Origin of the sequence: Marivirga sp. (genome assembly GCF_051117495.1) — a bacterium.
Classification (GTDB): domain Bacteria; phylum Bacteroidota; class Bacteroidia; order Cytophagales; family Cyclobacteriaceae; genus Marivirga.
In genome coordinates, this window is the sequence record NZ_JBNPEF010000022.1 from 1 (window position 1) to 15,528 (window position 15,528).

A 15,528-nucleotide genomic window follows, 5' to 3' on the forward strand; every position below is an offset into this window, starting at 1 on the left:
TCCGATATACAAAACTGTTATCTCACACAAAATGCTATTCCTACCCTTTCCTTGTTTTTTGCCAAATTTATCTATTATTTCGTTGCTGGTAAACTGAATCAAACATACGAGAGGCAAAAGAAAACAACAGGTTTTTCGCTTAAGCGAAAAACTTGTTTGGAGTAGACTGCTCTAGCTGGTGGCTGTCTTTCTTCTTAAATCATAAGAATCTTCATAAAAAGCGCATTTCCCAAAACTTTCAGTACACTTATCGTATTAATTAAGATATTGATAGCAACTCAAGATATTAATTAGATGCAAAATATAGATGTTTTAATAATTGGCGCAGGGCCTATTGGCTTAGCTTGTGGAATAAAAGCGGAGTCTGAAGGCTTATCTTATCTGATCGTTGACAAAGGCACATTGGTAAACTCGCTTTACCATTATCCCTATGGCATGACTTTTTTCAGTACTTCCGATAAATTGGAAATTGGTGGAGTTCCCTTTATTTCCCACAACCCTAAACCCACTAGAATGGAGGCATTGGAATATTACAGAAGAGTTGCCAGTTCACATCAATTGAATACCTCTTTATACAATGCTGTAAAAAAGGTAGATAAAAACGATAATGGTTTTAAAATTACTACCGATAAATTTGAAGTTCAAGCTGAAAATATTATTGTAGCTACTGGTTTTTATGATCTACCCCATAAATTAGGAATTCCGGGAGAGGATTTACCAAAAGTTTCTCATTATTATAAAGAAGCCCACCCATATTACGATATGAAATTAGCCATTGTGGGCGCGGCCAACTCTGCTGTAGATGCTGCTTTAGAATGCTATCGAAAAGGCGCCAAGGAAGTCACCATGGTGATTAGGGAGGAAGAAATCCGTAAAACTGTGAAATATTGGGTTAAACCGGATATTGAAAATCGAATTAAAGAAGGAAGTATAAAAGCATATTTCCAAAGTGAAATTATAGCCATCCGGGAAAATGAAATTGATATCGAAACTCCAGAAGGCAAAAAGACATTAAAAAATGATTTTGTATTGGCCATGACAGGATATGAGCCTAATTATCACTTCTTAAGTGAAATGGGAGTCAAAAAAATAAATGAACCTCCTTTTGCTCCAGTTTATGATGCTAAAACCATGGAGACCAATGTAGAGGGTGTTTATTTAGCAGGAGTTATCTGCGGTGGAATGGAAACCAATAAATGGTTTATAGAGAATAGCCGTGTGCATGCTGACATGATTGTGGAAAATATTAAAAGTAAAAGGTTATCTGTGATCTAACACATCATATACTTATTTGCATTACATATTTGCCTTAAACTGTTTTATATGGTTATATTTAATTCCAATTATAATCCTTAATCATTTTAGTTTTATGAATCTTCAAAAATACCTCCTACTTTTATTTGTCTCTATTTTAATAACTTCTTGTATGGAGGTCGATCAAAAGGAGGAACAAAGTAAGTCCTCTGAATATCAAGAAAAGTATAGACCTCAATATCATTTCACACCTGCTTCCGGATGGATGAACGACCCCAACGGAATGGTCTATTATGCAGGAGAATATCATTTGTTTTACCAGCATAATCCTGACTCTACTGTTTGGGGACCAATGCATTGGGGACATGCTGTTAGTAAAGACTTGGTGCACTGGAAACATTTACCCATTGCGCTTTATCCTGATAGCTTAGGGACAATTTTTAGTGGAAGTGCGGTCTTAGATCAAAATAATACATCCGGATTAGGTACTAAAGATAATCCTCCCTTGATAGCCATTTACACTTACCACAATGCAAAACTAGAAGAAGCAGGAGGCAATAAATACCAAACCCAGGGGATTGCATTTAGTGTTGACAGTGGACGAACCTGGCAAAAATATAAAGGTAATCCAGTCCTTAAAAACCCAGGAATAAAAGATTTTAGAGACCCAAAAGTAAGATGGCACGAAAAAAGTCAAAAATGGATTATGTCGCTTGCCGTTAAGGATAAAATTAGTTTTTACTCTTCTACTGATTTACTGGAATGGAATTTTGAAAGTGATTTTGGTCAAGAAAAGGGGGCACACGGAGGTGTTTGGGAATGTCCTGATTTATTTCCGCTTGAAATTGCAGGTGAGGAAAAATGGGTATTGCTCGTAAGTATTAATCCAGGAGGGCCAAACGGTGGTTCAGCTACCCAATACTTTATTGGCGATTTTGATGGGGAAAATTTTACTACAGCACAAGAAGAAACATTATGGATTGATTACGGCACCGATAACTATGCAGGGGTCACATGGTCTAATGTAGATGATAAAAAGATATTCTTAGGCTGGATGAGCAATTGGGATTATGCCAACATAGTACCTACCGAAAATTGGAGAAGTGCGATGACGATAGCCAGAGAATTATCATTAGCAAATGTAAATGGTACGCTTCGTTTAATTAATAAGCCAATAGAAAATTACAAAAACCACCTTCAAAAAAAATCCTATGATTGGGAAATTGTTGAACAAGATAGCTTTCAAATAAAAAAAGCTTCCGAATTGACTGAAATAAATTTTAAAAACTCATTTGAAGATCATAAAGGAATTGAAATTACTTTCTTTAATGACAATGGTGAGGAATTATTATTCAATATTAATTTCGAGGAGGATATAGTATCATTAGACCGGTCACTGATTGAAAATCATAATTTTTCACCAAAATTTAAAACAGTTCAAAAAGCTCCATTGAACTTCAGTTCAGATCAGTTAAAAATAGAAATTTATAAAGATGCTTCTTCTTTGGAGATTTTCATAAATGAAGGAGAACTGGTTATGACAGCACTTTATTTTGGAAAGAAGGATTTGAATCGAATGAAAATAACCTCTAACAAAAACATGACTGCCAATATAAAAGCCTCTGATTTTAAATCAATTTGGTAATTCTTAAATCTTCATATTGCTAGTTTCGAAAACCAAAAGAATTTTATACCCTCTTTTTTGTTGTAATTAGGGTAAACCCACTACTTTAGCGATTGAATGAAAATCCTATATATCCATCAATATTTTAAAACACCAGATGAAGGCGGTGCCAATCGCTCTTACTTCATGGCTCAAGCCCTAAAGGCCAAAGGGCATGAAGTAGAAATGTTGACTGCTCATAATGAAATAAAAACCGTTTCTAAAAAAATGGATGGGTTAATGGTGCATTATTTGCCAGTACATTATGAAAACCAATTCGGCTTCATTAAAAGAATTAAAGCTTTCCTTAATTTCATTCTGCTATGCAAGAAATTTATCTTGAAACATCATGATTATGATAAAATAATTGCTACCAGCACTCCACTTACTGTTGGCTTTATTGCTCTTTGGGCGAAAAACAAATTTAGCATTCCTTATATTTTCGAAGTGCGCGATTTGTGGCCAGAAGCCCCAATACAGATGGGCGTAATTAAAAATCCATTACTAAAATTTTGGCTTGAAAAACAGGAATTAAAATTTTATAAAAATGCCGAGAGAGTCATTGCCCTTTCCCCTGGTATGCGAAACCATATTGAAAAAAGAGCCTCGGAAGTAAAGGTGGAATTAATCCCCAATATGGCTGATTGTGACTTCTTTGAATTGGTGGAAGAAAAAGATGAGGATTTGGTTTTGCAATATGGGGTAAAAAACAAATTCGTGGTAAGTTACTTTGGGGCTGTTGGACCAGTAAATGATTTAATGAGCTTGATAAAATGTGCTGAACTATCTGCTCACCTACCCATTCGGTTTTTGATAATGGGTGAAGGATCCAGTCTGCCAGATGTAAAAGCATATGTAGCAAAAAATCAGTTGAAAAATATTTTCTTTATTCCTTATGGTACTAAAGAAGATGTAAGGGATGTGATGAATGTAACAGATGCTTGCTATGTATCATTTTTGCACAAGCCAGTTTTAAGGACTAATTCCCCCAATAAATTCTTTGATGCTATTGCCTCAGGTAAATTAATTATCACCAACATTCAAGGATGGATAAGAGGATTGGTGGAAAAGCGACATATCGGATTTTTTGCAGATTCGGATTTTCCGGCTGAATTTGGAGAAAAAATAAAGCCCTTTATTGACTCTCCGGAACTATTGAGGAAATATCAAAAAGCATCTAGAATTACGGCAGAACAATTTTTCAGCAGAGCTGAGTTAAGCAAGCATTTTGTGCAAGCTATCGAAGGCAAAAACTATCAGCATGAGGCCGAAATTCGTTCCATTTTTAGTTTGAGTGCATGATCAATATTGATTTATACTTTCAATAAGCAAATCATGCAATTCGTCAAATGCTGCTAAACTTAAGCCTTCGCCATTGTCATAAATATCATGATAGGCCTGTTTTCCGCCTAAAGTATAAATAAAAACAGCAGGAATACCGATTCTGTCAAACAGACAATGGTCGCTATTGCAAGCTTCTCCCCTTGCTTTGATTTCCGTTATCCTTCCATTATTCAATTTCTCTAATAATTCAAAGTAGCGGTTTTGTTTTTTAGCATTTACCACTGTTATGCCTTCATCTCCTGTTCCTACCATATCTAAGTTGACCAACATCTTAATTTTCCTTAAATCAAATGGAGAATTTTCAATAAAATAGTAGCTGCCTAACAATCCAATCTCTTCTGCAGTGGTAAAAAGAAAATAAGTATCAAATTCGGGTTGATTTTCCCCGTAATATTTTGCCAGTGCCAACAACATCACCACACCTGATGCATTATCATTTGCCCCCCTGAAAATAGCACTTCCCATCTTCCCTAAATGGTCATAATGAGCAGAAAACATAATAGCAGAATCACTTTTTTGACCTTGAATCTTTCCAATTACATTTGAAGACCTAAAATTCGATATAAATTCAGACTCATTAACCGCTCTAATCTCTGCCTTATCCTTAAGTTTATCTTTAATGTATATAACCGCATTTTCAGATGATTGAGGAGAAGGAAACCAACTCCATTTAGTGCTATCTTGAATAATCAATAAGTTCCCATTTGACTTAGATTCAAACAAAAATGATGTCACTAGCTCCTCTATTTTCTTAGCATTTTCATCTCCTTTTTCAATGTAAAATATTTCCTTTTTGTCTTTTCTTGAAAATTGATGTTCCATGGAAATTTTCTGTATTTTCCCTTTCATTTCAATAGATGCTGAGGCTGAATGAAAAAGATAATCTTTGGCCGTTGCATAAATTTTAACAGCATTTTGATTCTCTACTGAAAACTGTACGTTTCCGGGAAATGTATTAACTGGATATGATAATTCTTGTGTAAACCCGTTCTCCCCTCCTGCTTCTACTTTAAAGGACTTTAATTGATCAACTATAAAATTTACAGCTTTTTGTTGGCCATTTTCTGTGAACCCTCTGCCTGCTAGGGAATCAGAAGTTAGGATGGAAAGATGTTCTTGAGCTAAATTACTTTGGCCAAAGCCTATCGAAAGCTTTAAGAGAAAAAATAAAATTAAGAGGTTTCTCATTTGTATGGAATCTTGGATTTAATCTGACCAAATGTTGTCAATTTAGATAATCATTTAGAGATGACCTTTAAGACTTCATTTAGTTACAATTTAATTCGAATTTTAATTGTAGGCGAATATCCATCTTTTCTGCCTTTTTAAAAACATCACAAGCTTCCTTTTTATTTCCCAACTGATAGTAACTATGGATTAAATATTTATAAGCTATTTGTTTTTGGGGTTTAAAGAATGTAACCCACTCCAGTAGTTTGGAAGCTTGATTATAATCTTCCTGATGATAAAGAATTTCTGCTGCATTAAAATAGATAGATTTATAACTTTCAGGAGTCCTTTCTGCAGAAACCAATAATCTATATGCATTTCCATAGACACTTTTAAACTCCGCTAAAATACTGCTCAACCCCATTTGATAATATTGCATGGCTACTTCCTGATCATTTAATTCCTCCTTATAAATTTCACCAATCAAAGCAATCATCCGCATTCTTTTATAGTTATTATTCATCAGTTCATTGAGAATGAAAATAGCTTTATTGGGCTCTCTTAGATTTCTGTAACAAACAGCCAATTTGTACTGCATATCAGGATTTTGACTTTGGCTATATTCCATAAAAAAAAGATACCCCCATAATGCATCTTGAAAGGCTTTATTTTTATAATCTATATTGGCTTGATCTCTTCTAAAAGTCAAATAATCTATTTCGTACCTTTTTATAGCCTGAAAGTCCTCATTGGAAGATTTAATTTTATCAATAAAATTTAAGGCTGCTTGCACTTTTCCTGAATAATAAAGGCTATCAGCATGTTGCACTTGTTCGTCAAACTGACTGATTTTATTTTGAAGCTTTCTATCTTGAATAAAATCAAAAATACTCACGCCAATATAAAGCAAAATCGCAACTGAAGCTACAATACCTAAGGCATAGAAGGTTGCTTTTCTTTCCGTTTTTTTATCTTTTGATGGTCTATATACCGGTGGCCTATAAGTATAATTTTGATAGGGATTTTTATAAGCGCTTTGTTTTTTTTCTTGTGCCCTTATACTGGCTCTTTTAGCATTTAAGCGTGCCTGTGCAAGTTTTAAATCATAAGCTTGTCGTAATTCATGATTGCTCAATACCGTATAGGCAGTAGATATCAATTTGAATTTTTCCTCTGCTTGAATTGAAGGATTGATATCAGGATGGTAAGCTTTGGCCAATCTTTTATAAGCAGACTTTATCTCCAATAAAGTAGCCATTTCACTCACCCCTAATAATTTATAGTAATTTTCCATTCAGAAGAAAATAATTGAATAAACCTTAAACAAACATAACAATTTTTTATTGCTAATTTAGTTCCATTATATTTAGAAACTATGGCATATTTCACTGAGGATTTTATAAAATTTTTCGAAGAACTAGAGAAAAACAATCATAAAGAATGGTTTGATGAAAATAGAAAACGGTATGAAAGAGAAATCAAAGAGCCATTCAAATCATTTGTGGGTGAATTGATCCTTGCCATTCAAAAATTTGACCCTGAAATAATGATAAAGCCCAAAGATGCCATCTTCAGGATCAATCGGGATATTCGGTTTTCAAAGAACAAACAGCCCTATAAAAATAATGTGGCAGCTTTTATTTCCAGAATTTCGAAAAAAGAAGAATTTCCTGGCTATTATGTACATTTTGATGCCGAGGGAATTTGGCTAGGCGGAGGCCTTTATGATCTTTCTACGGAAAATATATATAAAGTCAGACAGGAAATTCTCTACAATGAAGGGAATTTAAAGGAAGCGCTGAATGCGAAAGGTTTTAAAAAAGAATTTGGAGCGCTTCAAGGGAAAAAGAATAAAATTCTTAAAGCTCCCTTTAAAGAATATGGGAAAGAAATTCCTATTCTGTATCAAAAGCAGTTTTACTTTATGAAACAATATCCACCTAGTAAAATTACTTCCGAAGAATTAGTTGAATTCTGTGCTGACAAATTTGAGAAAGCCTATCCTGTCAATAAGTTTTTACGCTTAGCAATTGAAAATATTGAATAAAAAAAGGGATCAAAATTGATTCCCCTTTATAACTAATTTTCAACTAAAAAAATGATTAAGCTGATGCTTTAGCTCTTTTAGTTTCGCTCATTGCAATACCGTAAACAACCAAACCAAATCCGATTTTGTTGATGGCATCACCAATATTGTAAATTAAGTCCATACTTGAAGGTTGTAATAAACCTAAACCGTCTTGACCTAACCATCCGCCTGGCATTGCCATATAACCGATTGGGTAAATTGCCCAACCCACTAATACAAACCATGCCAAAGCTTTTATTCCTTTTTGTACTGATTCATTTCCGCTAGCTTTCGCCAATTGAGCTGCTTCTCCTGCCCATGCAGAATATAAAATGTAAATGTAACCCAAAGTGGATATTACACCCCATAACACTGAGTGGAACATTGTACCATCAGTAAATGCTTCACCGATATAACCCGCTACTAACATTACAACAGATGCTAAAATCAATTTCCACATAAAGCTTTGTTTTGCTCCAGCAGGTCTTAATAATAAGTAAAATTCTACACACATCAACGGGACTGTTAGAGTCCAGTCAATATAACGAAGAACTGTTGGGTTCATACCAGTAGATGCGTAGTAATCACGCATGTAATAATAATGAACAGCCGCAATCATGGTAATTAAACCAGACACTAAAAGTGAAGTTTTCCACTTTCCATCAACTTGCTGTCTTTCAAAAAAGAAAAACACCGAAGCTGCGAACATTGCCATATACCCTGTAAAGAAGGTAAATGCTACCGGATCATCCGATTTGATGTCAATGACATCTGCTAAGAATAATAAGTCCATAGTGTTAAAAATTAATAGTGTTTAATAATTAGTTATTTTCCTTAAACACAAGCTATTCATAATTGTTTAAAAAAAATAATTATGTTTATGTTTTATGTATTTATGTTTAACATTAATACTAAATTTTCATTAAATGTTAAACAATTGTTTTGCTATTGGCCCAAATAGTTATATAATAATTTATTGAAGATTAAATTTTATTTATAACTCTTGAAAAGCATATATTTTTTACTTTTGTGCTCAGATGGAAAACAGAATTGATCAATTAAAACATATAGCCATTGCCGGGAATATAGGAGCCGGTAAGACTACATTAGCTAACAAATTATCGCACCATTATGGCTGGCGAACTGAGTTTGAGGCGGTAGAAGACAATCCCTATTTAGTTGACTTCTATAATGACATGAAACAATGGGCTTTTCATCTTCAAGTCTATTTTTTAAATAGCCGGTTAAAACAAGTAAAAAGAATTAGAGAAAGTGAACATACAGTTGTTCAAGATCGCTCTATATATGAGGATTGCTATGTCTTTGCCAAAAATTTACATGAATCGGGCAATATGTCTGACCGCGATTATAAAAATTATTTAGAGTTGTTTGATTCCATGTCTCCGGTTATTACCCCACCGGACTTGCTTATTTATTTGAGAGCTGATATCCCAAAATTAGTTGGTCAAATAGAAAAAAGAGGCAGGGACTATGAAGAAACCATCAGAATTGAATATTTGAAAAACCTCAACAAACATTATGAGGCATGGGTAAAACAATATGATATTGGAAAACTCATCATCATTGATGTCAACCAACTTGATTATTTGAATAATGTGGAAGATTTTGCCTTGATAGTAAGTAAAATTGATACTGAGGTGCACGGACTATTTTCTCATCAATAAATTATTTGCTTTTAAATTACTAGGTTGAAAAGTTTGGCAGGCTATATCATACTTGATCTTCCTGAACACTTTGGGAACATCCTCCTTTATTGATTGAAAATTCAAAGCTGAATTTTTAATGTTGATTTCATGTAGCCTTCACTATTTTTAATAACTTTAGAAATTATTCCAATTGTAATTATTTCATTTTTTTATGTTGAAGATAGGTATCATTAGAGAAGATAAAATTCCTGTAGATAAGCGATCGCCTTTAACTCCGGCTCAGTGTCAAAAAGTGGCCAGCCATTTTGAAGTTGAAGTTAAGGTACAGAAAAGTGATGTGCGGGTATTCAAGCCTGAAGAATACCTGCAACATGGCATTGAAATGGTGGATGACATAAGTGATAGTGATATTTTAATGGGGGTTAAAGAAGTTCCGATTGATAAATTAATACCTGAAAAAACTTACTTTTTCTTTTCACACACCATTAAAGAACAAGAATATAACCAAGAGCTATTACAAACAATTTTAAAGAAAAATATTAAACTGGTAGATTATGAATGTTTGCTCGATCCTAAAACCAATCAAAGAATTGTGGCATTTGGTCGATTTGCCGGGATAGTGGGAGCATACAACACAATTTGGACTTTTGGCCAAAGATATAATCTATTCAATATTAGACGTGCACATGAATGCTACGATTTGGCAGACATGAAAACGGAATATGATAAAGTGGAACTCCCCGCAATCAAAATTGCCATTACAGGGGGTGGTAGGGTAGCCAAAGGAGCAATGGAAGTCATGTATGGACTGGATATTTTACAGGTAACCCCTTATGAATTTTTGAATGAGCGGTTTGACAGACCTGTATTTGCGCAGTTGAACAGCCACACTTACCATAAGAAAAAAGATGGAAGCCCATATAATAGAAATGAATTCCATGAAAACCCTGGGCTTTATGAAGGAGATTTCCTAAAATATGCCAAAGTAGCTGACGTATTAATTGCAGGAGCTTTTTGGGATCCACGTGCACCGGTTTTATTTACGAAAGAAGATGCCATGCGCCCTGAATTCAAAACCAGAATTATTGGAGACATCACCTGTGACATAGAAGGTTCTATTCCAAGCACTAAAAAACCCGCCACAGTGGATGAGCCTGTCTATGATTACAATCCCAATACTGATACAATTGAGCCTGAATTTAGTGGTGAAAGCAATATTACTGTAATGGCTGTGGATAATCTCCCTTGTGAACTTCCTAGAGATGCTTCAGAAAGTTTTGGACATGAATTGATTGAAAATGTGCTACCTCATCTTTTGGGAAATGACAAAGAAGATGTAATCAAAAATGCAACCATAGCGGAAAATGGCAAATTAACAGAAAAATATAGCTATTTACAGGGATTTGTGGATGGGGAGTAAAGTTATAACCTAATCATTTTTTATTAATTTTCTATTGCTGTTTTGTTGATTTTACCACTAGAAATGCACTCAACGCAACAATAATTTTCTTCTTCCCAACGGATTTCCTTCACATTCTCTTGAAAAGCAGTAGCATCTGCCAAACTAAAATCCCTGATAAGAGATTCTTTGCTTTCCGCTTCGAAGTTTTTAGTTGAATTATTGTTGTAAACTAAAGTAAATATTGGCATAAGCATCTTATTTTAATAATAAATAATAGATGCTTTGTTCAATTTCAATGTTTCGAAAAATAATTAAAATATGTTTTTTTTAGATAAACTTTCTTGTAATCTCCTTAAACCGCTCTACTTTTTAGGTAAAAATTACTACATTATTAAATTTATCTAACAACTCTTCTTATCTCCTTTCTATAATCGGATGGGCTTTTGCCTGTGATTTCCTTGAATTGCCTATTGAAATGGGAAATATTATTAAAACCACAAGCATAGCAAATATCCGTGATATTTAGATTCCCCTCAGAAAGTAATTTTGAAGCATGGACTACCCTATGTTCATTTACAAAATGAGTAAATGTTTTATTGGATATTCTTTTAAAATATCGACAAAAAGCAGGAACAGTCATGGCGGCCTCAGCGGCAATCTCTTCTAATGGGATATTTCTTTTATAATGATCCTTTACAAAATCATATATAAGGTTTACTCTTTGTTGATCCACGGCCTTTGCCTCAATAGAAACCGCTTCAGAATTTAATAAATAATAATCCTTAATCTCAGAAAGCTCCTTTAAAATTTGAATCAGCCCAATTAATCTATCAAATGCGGGTTTGTCAACCAAAGCTTCTATTTCATTTCCTATCCGCTTTTTGGTATCACCTGTAAAAACAATTCCTAACTTGGCATTTTCTATCAATTGTTTGATAGGCTGAATCTCAGGAAGGTTTAGAAAAACGGGCCCGGGAAAATCTTCTTTCATCTGTATAATGGTTTCTGATTCATTTCCAGTAAGGCTATCCGTGAAACCATAATGAGGCAAATTAGAACCAATCAACATCAAATCACCATCTTGATAATAAGAAATATGATTGCCAATATGGCGTTTTCCATTTCCCCCTCTCACAAAAACCAATTCTATTTCAGGATGAAAATGCCAAAAAGGATCCTTATTGGGTTTCGACTGTTCGAATTTTTTAATTAATACAGAACTTCCAAAGGTTGGTTCAATTTGTTCGAGTGTTGGCTTATAAAATTGCATAATGTCCTATATAACGCTGAAATCTACATATTGTTATTGAATTTTACCTCTCAATAACAATAAGGTAATACCGAAAGGTTAATATAGTATTAATATTGGAAAATCTTCACATAGTTACTTGCAAAAAAGCGCCCTACATTTGTATTGTACTTTAAACAAAAAGCTTATGAAAAATTTAAAAATTCAAAAATCGGTAATCGCCATCGCATTGATCGCACTACCATTAATGAGCTTTGCAGATGGTTTCCCATTTGTGAAATTGACCAGCAAGGAAAACAAAATGATCACTTTAAGAGTGGGCTCTGCTCAGTCTGATATGACTAATATAAAAATTAAAAATCAATTCGGCCAAGTGATTTACAGCGAAACGGTAGAAAACGTAAATGGTATTTTGAAAAACTTTGATTTAAAGAATTTAGCATCAGGTCATTATAAAATAGAACTTGAAAATGCATTAAACATCGAAGTGTTGCCCATTACAATCACATGGGATTCTGTAATGGTAGCTCATGACCAATTTACTACTGTTCACAAGCCATTCTTTAAATTAAATGAAAATGGTAATGTGGATTTCAATTACTTGAATTTAAATGCTAAATCAACTAAAGTGATGATTACCAATGAAAAAGGTAATGTTATTTATAAAGAAGATTTAGGCAATGGTTCAGAAATTGAAAAAAGGTATGATATCTCTTCTTTAGATAAAGGGAATTATCAATTCATAGTTCAAAGTGGTGATAGGAACTTTAAACATAGTATCACCCTCTAAATAAGTATTCAATTAGTCGTTTCCATAGTAGGGCTCGCCATCGGAGGATGGCGGGCTTTTTTTATGTCTAATTATACTAATCTTACTTTGTCAGGTTTACTTAAACTATTCATCTTGGTTTTTGGTCGATGTGCCAGATCGACCGAGGAGGATTCCATGGTTGGTCGCACACTAGCCACTTGAATCATGTTTGAAAATCTAACCTATTTCGATAAAGGCATAAATATAAAAACTAGGACTAGCCCTATCTATCAAAATAATGAAAGATGGAAGCTTCATTTATTCCATTAAATAAAGAATTTCTAAGCATATTCTTTAGGTTGATTATCTTTTAATTTAATTCTTTTCACTCCACCATAAATAAAAACAGTGGCCACCGCCATCATTACATGGCTTAATGATAAATAATTGAACCACCTGTGAATACTGAATTCGGTTGCAAATACCAAGGCCGAAAGTGCCGCAAAGCCAATACCTGCCATTATGTATTGTGTTGCTTTATTTTTAGTTTTCAGAAACAATAGGAATTCAATAGTAAATACCACGAACATTAATCCATAGCCTGAATGAAGTTGGACATAGAAGAAATCCAATGTAAATAAAACCAAGCCTAGAAAAATCAGGAATTCTATAATATTGACCACTCCTAAAATCTTTACATATTTCTTATTTAAGACAATTCTGGTATGCTCAATAGCCCCCCTTTCAATAAGCATTATGGCAAACATACTGATGATCCAGCCAATCAATTTCCAAACTTTGGTAAATTCGTAGTAAAAGGCATGTCCTATTATACCTCCAAAAGTGGTAGCCAAACCCATAACTAAGAAATAATATTTAAAATAGGTGAAAACCTTCCCTTTATCATTTGATTTGGACATTTTGTAGAAATATAAAAAACACAAAAAGCTTACTAAAAGGTCTGTGAGTGTCACTATAGGTTCGTCAATTCGAAGCCCAAATAATTCAATTTGCACGATATTTTCCATACATTATCTATCGAAAAAGTTTCTTAAGGGTTACTTTATGTAATACTGATACTTATATTAACGAACAAATTCCTTTTTAGCATGAAGTAATAATGTGAAAGTTTTACGTTATTCGCTTAACTTTATAATTTTCTTCTTTAACACCAATGGTAAACCGTTCCGAAAACCCTTTTATGGGCAATGCCTCCTCCTTTTATCAAAGCAAAGCTGCTTTAAAATGGATAGCCTTGGTGTTTTCATTGATTATAGGGATTGCTTCAGTCCTTTATACCAATAGTATAGTGGAAGAATTAAAGGAAAGAGAAGAACGCTCCATTGAGTTATGGGCAAAGACTTTGGAATACACTAGTGATCCTGACAATAGCGAGAATTTAATCTTCATTTTTCAAGAAATCGTTACTCCAAATAATTCCATCCCGGTAATTGTGACTGATGCCAATGGGAACCCTAGTATTTTCCGGAATATCAAAGTCGATAGTAGTAAAAATGATAAGGAGGCCATGCAACAAATTTTGAAAAATGAGCTCAAAATAATGGAGCAAGAATATGAGCCTATTTTGATTACAGGAGCCGAATCAAATGACTCAAGTGATAATCAGTATATTTATTATAGAAATTCTGATTTAATATACAGACTGAAATACTACCCTTATATTCAACTTTCCGTAATTGCCGCCTTTGTATTTTTTGGTTACGTTTCATTTTCTTATTCCAGAAAAGCAGAGCAGAATCAAGTTTGGGTCGGATTGGCAAAAGAAACGGCACATCAATTGGGGACGCCACTTTCATCTTTAATGGCTTGGCTGGAAATCATGAAAATTGATGATGATTTAAAAGACAAAGAAGTAACAAAAGAACTAGAGAAAGACATCAGTAAGTTGGAATTAATAACATCAAGATTTTCCAGTATTGGTTCCGTCCCCGTTTTAAAAGATGAAAACATTTCTAAATTAATTCAATCGACTGTAAATTATTTACAAAAAAGAACCTCTAAAAAAGTAGCAATCAATTTTATTTCCAAAGATGATTTAGTTACAGCCGATATCAACAAGCCTCTTTTCGATTGGGTGATTGAAAACTTATGCAAAAATGCCATTGACGCCATGAGCGGTGAAGGGGAAATCACCATTACCTTAAAAGAAGGAAAATACGGAGATGCTTTAATTGATATCAGCGATACGGGAAAAGGAATACCTTCCAGCAAAATAAAAGAGATATTCCAACCTGGTTTTTCCACCAAAAAAAGAGGATGGGGCCTGGGCCTTACCCTCGCTAAGAGAATCATTGAGAATTACCATAATGGTAAAATATCGGTAAAAGAATCAGTTATCAATAAAGGCACGACCTTTAGAATAATCTTAAAAAGGTAAAGCGGAAGCATACTTTAAAATTTCATTTCAAACTTCCTTTCAGATTTAAGTATATTCCAATTTATTTAAATAAGCTTGATTTTGGATATTTATATTGAAATTCCTGAATTTTAACTACATTTGCATCCCATAGAATGAAAAACAAAAATAACATACAATCTTTTAAGAGAAATGGCAGTCTAATATTTGGACTGGCAATGGCTATGTTATTGTTTTTTCAGCAACCTTATGTTGCAGAAAACTCTGAAAAGGCAGATAAAACAGAGCAAAAAGATCAAGAAAAACCAAATGCGGAATATCATGTCATGGCTTATGACGTGCTTTTGCCGGTAATGCAATTTAATTTATTCCACTCTTTTGATCTTTTACTAGAAATTCCAAATCCCGATAAAGAGGATTTTACTTTATTGGAATACGTGGAAAAAGCTTATCATAATTTTTTCCATACATTATTTAGGCTCATCATATCACCAAATGCGCCATAATAGTTTTTGAGCTATCAAATCATAATCTTGACTATTTCATATCAAGATTTCACCCAATTTTTTTAAAAAATTAAAAT

Annotated in this window: 15 protein-coding genes; 9 read left to right on the plus strand and 6 right to left on the minus strand. The window is 33.7% G+C overall.

Annotated elements, in window-relative coordinates; translation table 11 throughout:
* Window positions 1–294: 294 nt before the first annotated feature.
* The 3 genes from ACFE0M_RS12090 (at window position 295) to ACFE0M_RS12100 (ending at window position 4,219) form a co-directional block, all read left to right on the plus strand.
* Window positions 295–1,275, plus strand: coding sequence for a YpdA family putative bacillithiol disulfide reductase (locus ACFE0M_RS12090; protein ID WP_434546025.1), 981 nt, complete (start codon window positions 295–297; stop codon window positions 1,273–1,275).
* Between the two features lie 151 nt (window positions 1,276–1,426).
* Complete coding sequence (locus ACFE0M_RS12095; protein ID WP_434546026.1) at window positions 1,427–2,899, plus strand: glycoside hydrolase family 32 protein; 1,473 nt, start codon at window positions 1,427–1,429, stop codon at window positions 2,897–2,899.
* 96 nt (window positions 2,900–2,995) lie between these two features.
* Window positions 2,996–4,219, plus strand: coding sequence for a glycosyltransferase family 4 protein (locus ACFE0M_RS12100; protein ID WP_434546027.1), 1,224 nt, complete (start codon window positions 2,996–2,998; stop codon window positions 4,217–4,219).
* Here the strand turns inward: ACFE0M_RS12100 and ACFE0M_RS12105 are convergent, their stop codons facing one another.
* Together ACFE0M_RS12105 and ACFE0M_RS12110 are read right to left on the minus strand one after the other, a co-directional pair.
* Entirely contained in the window at window positions 4,220–5,449 is a 1,230-nt protein-coding gene (locus tag ACFE0M_RS12105) for a M28 family metallopeptidase (protein WP_434546028.1), read from the minus strand.
* 79 nt (window positions 5,450–5,528) lie between these two features.
* Complete coding sequence (locus ACFE0M_RS12110) at window positions 5,529–6,725, minus strand: DnaJ domain-containing protein (protein ID WP_434546029.1); 1,197 nt, start codon at window positions 6,723–6,725, stop codon at window positions 5,529–5,531.
* 81 nt (window positions 6,726–6,806) lie between these two features.
* Here ACFE0M_RS12110 and ACFE0M_RS12115 point away from each other — a divergent pair, with 81 nt between their 5' ends.
* Window positions 6,807–7,478, plus strand: coding sequence for a DUF2461 domain-containing protein (locus tag ACFE0M_RS12115; protein WP_434546030.1), 672 nt, complete (start codon window positions 6,807–6,809; stop codon window positions 7,476–7,478).
* A gap of 55 nt (window positions 7,479–7,533) precedes the next feature.
* Here ACFE0M_RS12115 and ACFE0M_RS12120 read toward each other — a convergent pair whose 3' ends face one another.
* On the minus strand, window positions 7,534–8,292 hold the full coding sequence (locus tag ACFE0M_RS12120) for a bacteriorhodopsin-like (RefSeq protein ID WP_434546031.1): 759 nt from the start codon (window positions 8,290–8,292) through the stop codon (window positions 7,534–7,536).
* 244 nt (window positions 8,293–8,536) lie between these two features.
* Between ACFE0M_RS12120 and ACFE0M_RS12125 the strand changes: the two genes are divergently transcribed.
* Window positions 8,537–9,184, plus strand: coding sequence for a deoxynucleoside kinase (locus ACFE0M_RS12125; RefSeq protein WP_434546032.1), 648 nt, complete (start codon window positions 8,537–8,539; stop codon window positions 9,182–9,184).
* Between the two features lie 193 nt (window positions 9,185–9,377).
* Complete coding sequence (locus ACFE0M_RS12130; RefSeq protein ID WP_434546033.1) at window positions 9,378–10,586, plus strand: NAD(P)-dependent oxidoreductase; 1,209 nt, start codon at window positions 9,378–9,380, stop codon at window positions 10,584–10,586.
* Window positions 10,587–10,609: 23 nt separating this feature from the next.
* On the opposite strand, the gene ACFE0M_RS12135 is transcribed toward ACFE0M_RS12130, so the two are convergent.
* Complete coding sequence (locus tag ACFE0M_RS12135; protein ID WP_434546034.1) at window positions 10,610–10,816, minus strand: hypothetical protein; 207 nt, start codon at window positions 10,814–10,816, stop codon at window positions 10,610–10,612.
* Between the two features lie 149 nt (window positions 10,817–10,965).
* Entirely contained in the window at window positions 10,966–11,838 is an 873-nt protein-coding gene (locus ACFE0M_RS12140; protein ID WP_434546035.1) for an AraC family transcriptional regulator, read from the minus strand.
* Window positions 11,839–12,004: 166 nt separating this feature from the next.
* On the opposite strand from ACFE0M_RS12140, the gene ACFE0M_RS12145 reads away from it, so the two are divergent.
* On the plus strand, window positions 12,005–12,607 hold the full coding sequence (locus ACFE0M_RS12145) for a DUF3244 domain-containing protein (protein ID WP_434546036.1): 603 nt from the start codon (window positions 12,005–12,007) through the stop codon (window positions 12,605–12,607).
* A gap of 302 nt (window positions 12,608–12,909) precedes the next feature.
* Here the strand turns inward: ACFE0M_RS12145 and ACFE0M_RS12150 are convergent, their stop codons facing one another.
* A complete protein-coding gene (locus ACFE0M_RS12150; protein WP_434546037.1) occupies window positions 12,910–13,596 on the minus strand; it encodes a DUF6962 family protein in 687 nt (228 codons plus the stop codon).
* A gap of 146 nt (window positions 13,597–13,742) precedes the next feature.
* Here ACFE0M_RS12150 and ACFE0M_RS12155 point away from each other — a divergent pair, with 146 nt between their 5' ends.
* Entirely contained in the window at window positions 13,743–14,966 is a 1,224-nt protein-coding gene (locus ACFE0M_RS12155; RefSeq protein WP_434546038.1) for a sensor histidine kinase, read from the plus strand.
* A 134-nt stretch (window positions 14,967–15,100) separates the two neighbouring features.
* The gene (locus tag ACFE0M_RS12160; protein ID WP_434546039.1) at window positions 15,101–15,451 is read left to right on the plus strand and encodes a hypothetical protein; all 351 of its coding nucleotides are present in this window, start codon (window positions 15,101–15,103) and stop codon (window positions 15,449–15,451) included.
* The last annotated feature ends 77 nt before the right edge of the window (window positions 15,452–15,528 follow it).

Bases quoted from the DNA above. Each gene is read 5' to 3' on its own strand.
- ACFE0M_RS12110 (WP_434546029.1), bottom strand. From the start codon at position 6,725: ATGGAAAATTACTATAAATTATTAGGGGTGAGTGAAATGGCTACTTTA.
- ACFE0M_RS12145 (WP_434546036.1), top strand. From the start codon at position 12,005: ATGAAAAATTTAAAAATTCAAAAATCGGTAATCGCCATCGCATTGATC.
- ACFE0M_RS12090 (WP_434546025.1), top strand. From the start codon at position 295: ATGCAAAATATAGATGTTTTAATAATTGGCGCAGGGCCTATTGGCTTA.
- ACFE0M_RS12135 (WP_434546034.1), bottom strand. From the start codon at position 10,816: ATGCCAATATTTACTTTAGTTTACAACAATAATTCAACTAAAAACTTC.
- ACFE0M_RS12130 (WP_434546033.1), top strand. From the start codon at position 9,378: ATGTTGAAGATAGGTATCATTAGAGAAGATAAAATTCCTGTAGATAAG.
- ACFE0M_RS12160 (WP_434546039.1), top strand. From the start codon at position 15,101: ATGAAAAACAAAAATAACATACAATCTTTTAAGAGAAATGGCAGTCTA.
- ACFE0M_RS12150 (WP_434546037.1), bottom strand. From the start codon at position 13,596: ATGGAAAATATCGTGCAAATTGAATTATTTGGGCTTCGAATTGACGAA.
- ACFE0M_RS12120 (WP_434546031.1), bottom strand. From the start codon at position 8,292: ATGGACTTATTATTCTTAGCAGATGTCATTGACATCAAATCGGATGAT.
- ACFE0M_RS12115 (WP_434546030.1), top strand. From the start codon at position 6,807: ATGGCATATTTCACTGAGGATTTTATAAAATTTTTCGAAGAACTAGAG.
- ACFE0M_RS12125 (WP_434546032.1), top strand. From the start codon at position 8,537: ATGGAAAACAGAATTGATCAATTAAAACATATAGCCATTGCCGGGAAT.
- ACFE0M_RS12140 (WP_434546035.1), bottom strand. From the start codon at position 11,838: ATGCAATTTTATAAGCCAACACTCGAACAAATTGAACCAACCTTTGGA.
- ACFE0M_RS12095 (WP_434546026.1), top strand. From the start codon at position 1,427: ATGGAGGTCGATCAAAAGGAGGAACAAAGTAAGTCCTCTGAATATCAA.
- ACFE0M_RS12155 (WP_434546038.1), top strand. From the start codon at position 13,743: ATGGTAAACCGTTCCGAAAACCCTTTTATGGGCAATGCCTCCTCCTTT.
- ACFE0M_RS12105 (WP_434546028.1), bottom strand. From the start codon at position 5,449: ATGAGAAACCTCTTAATTTTATTTTTTCTCTTAAAGCTTTCGATAGGC.
- ACFE0M_RS12100 (WP_434546027.1), top strand. From the start codon at position 2,996: ATGAAAATCCTATATATCCATCAATATTTTAAAACACCAGATGAAGGC.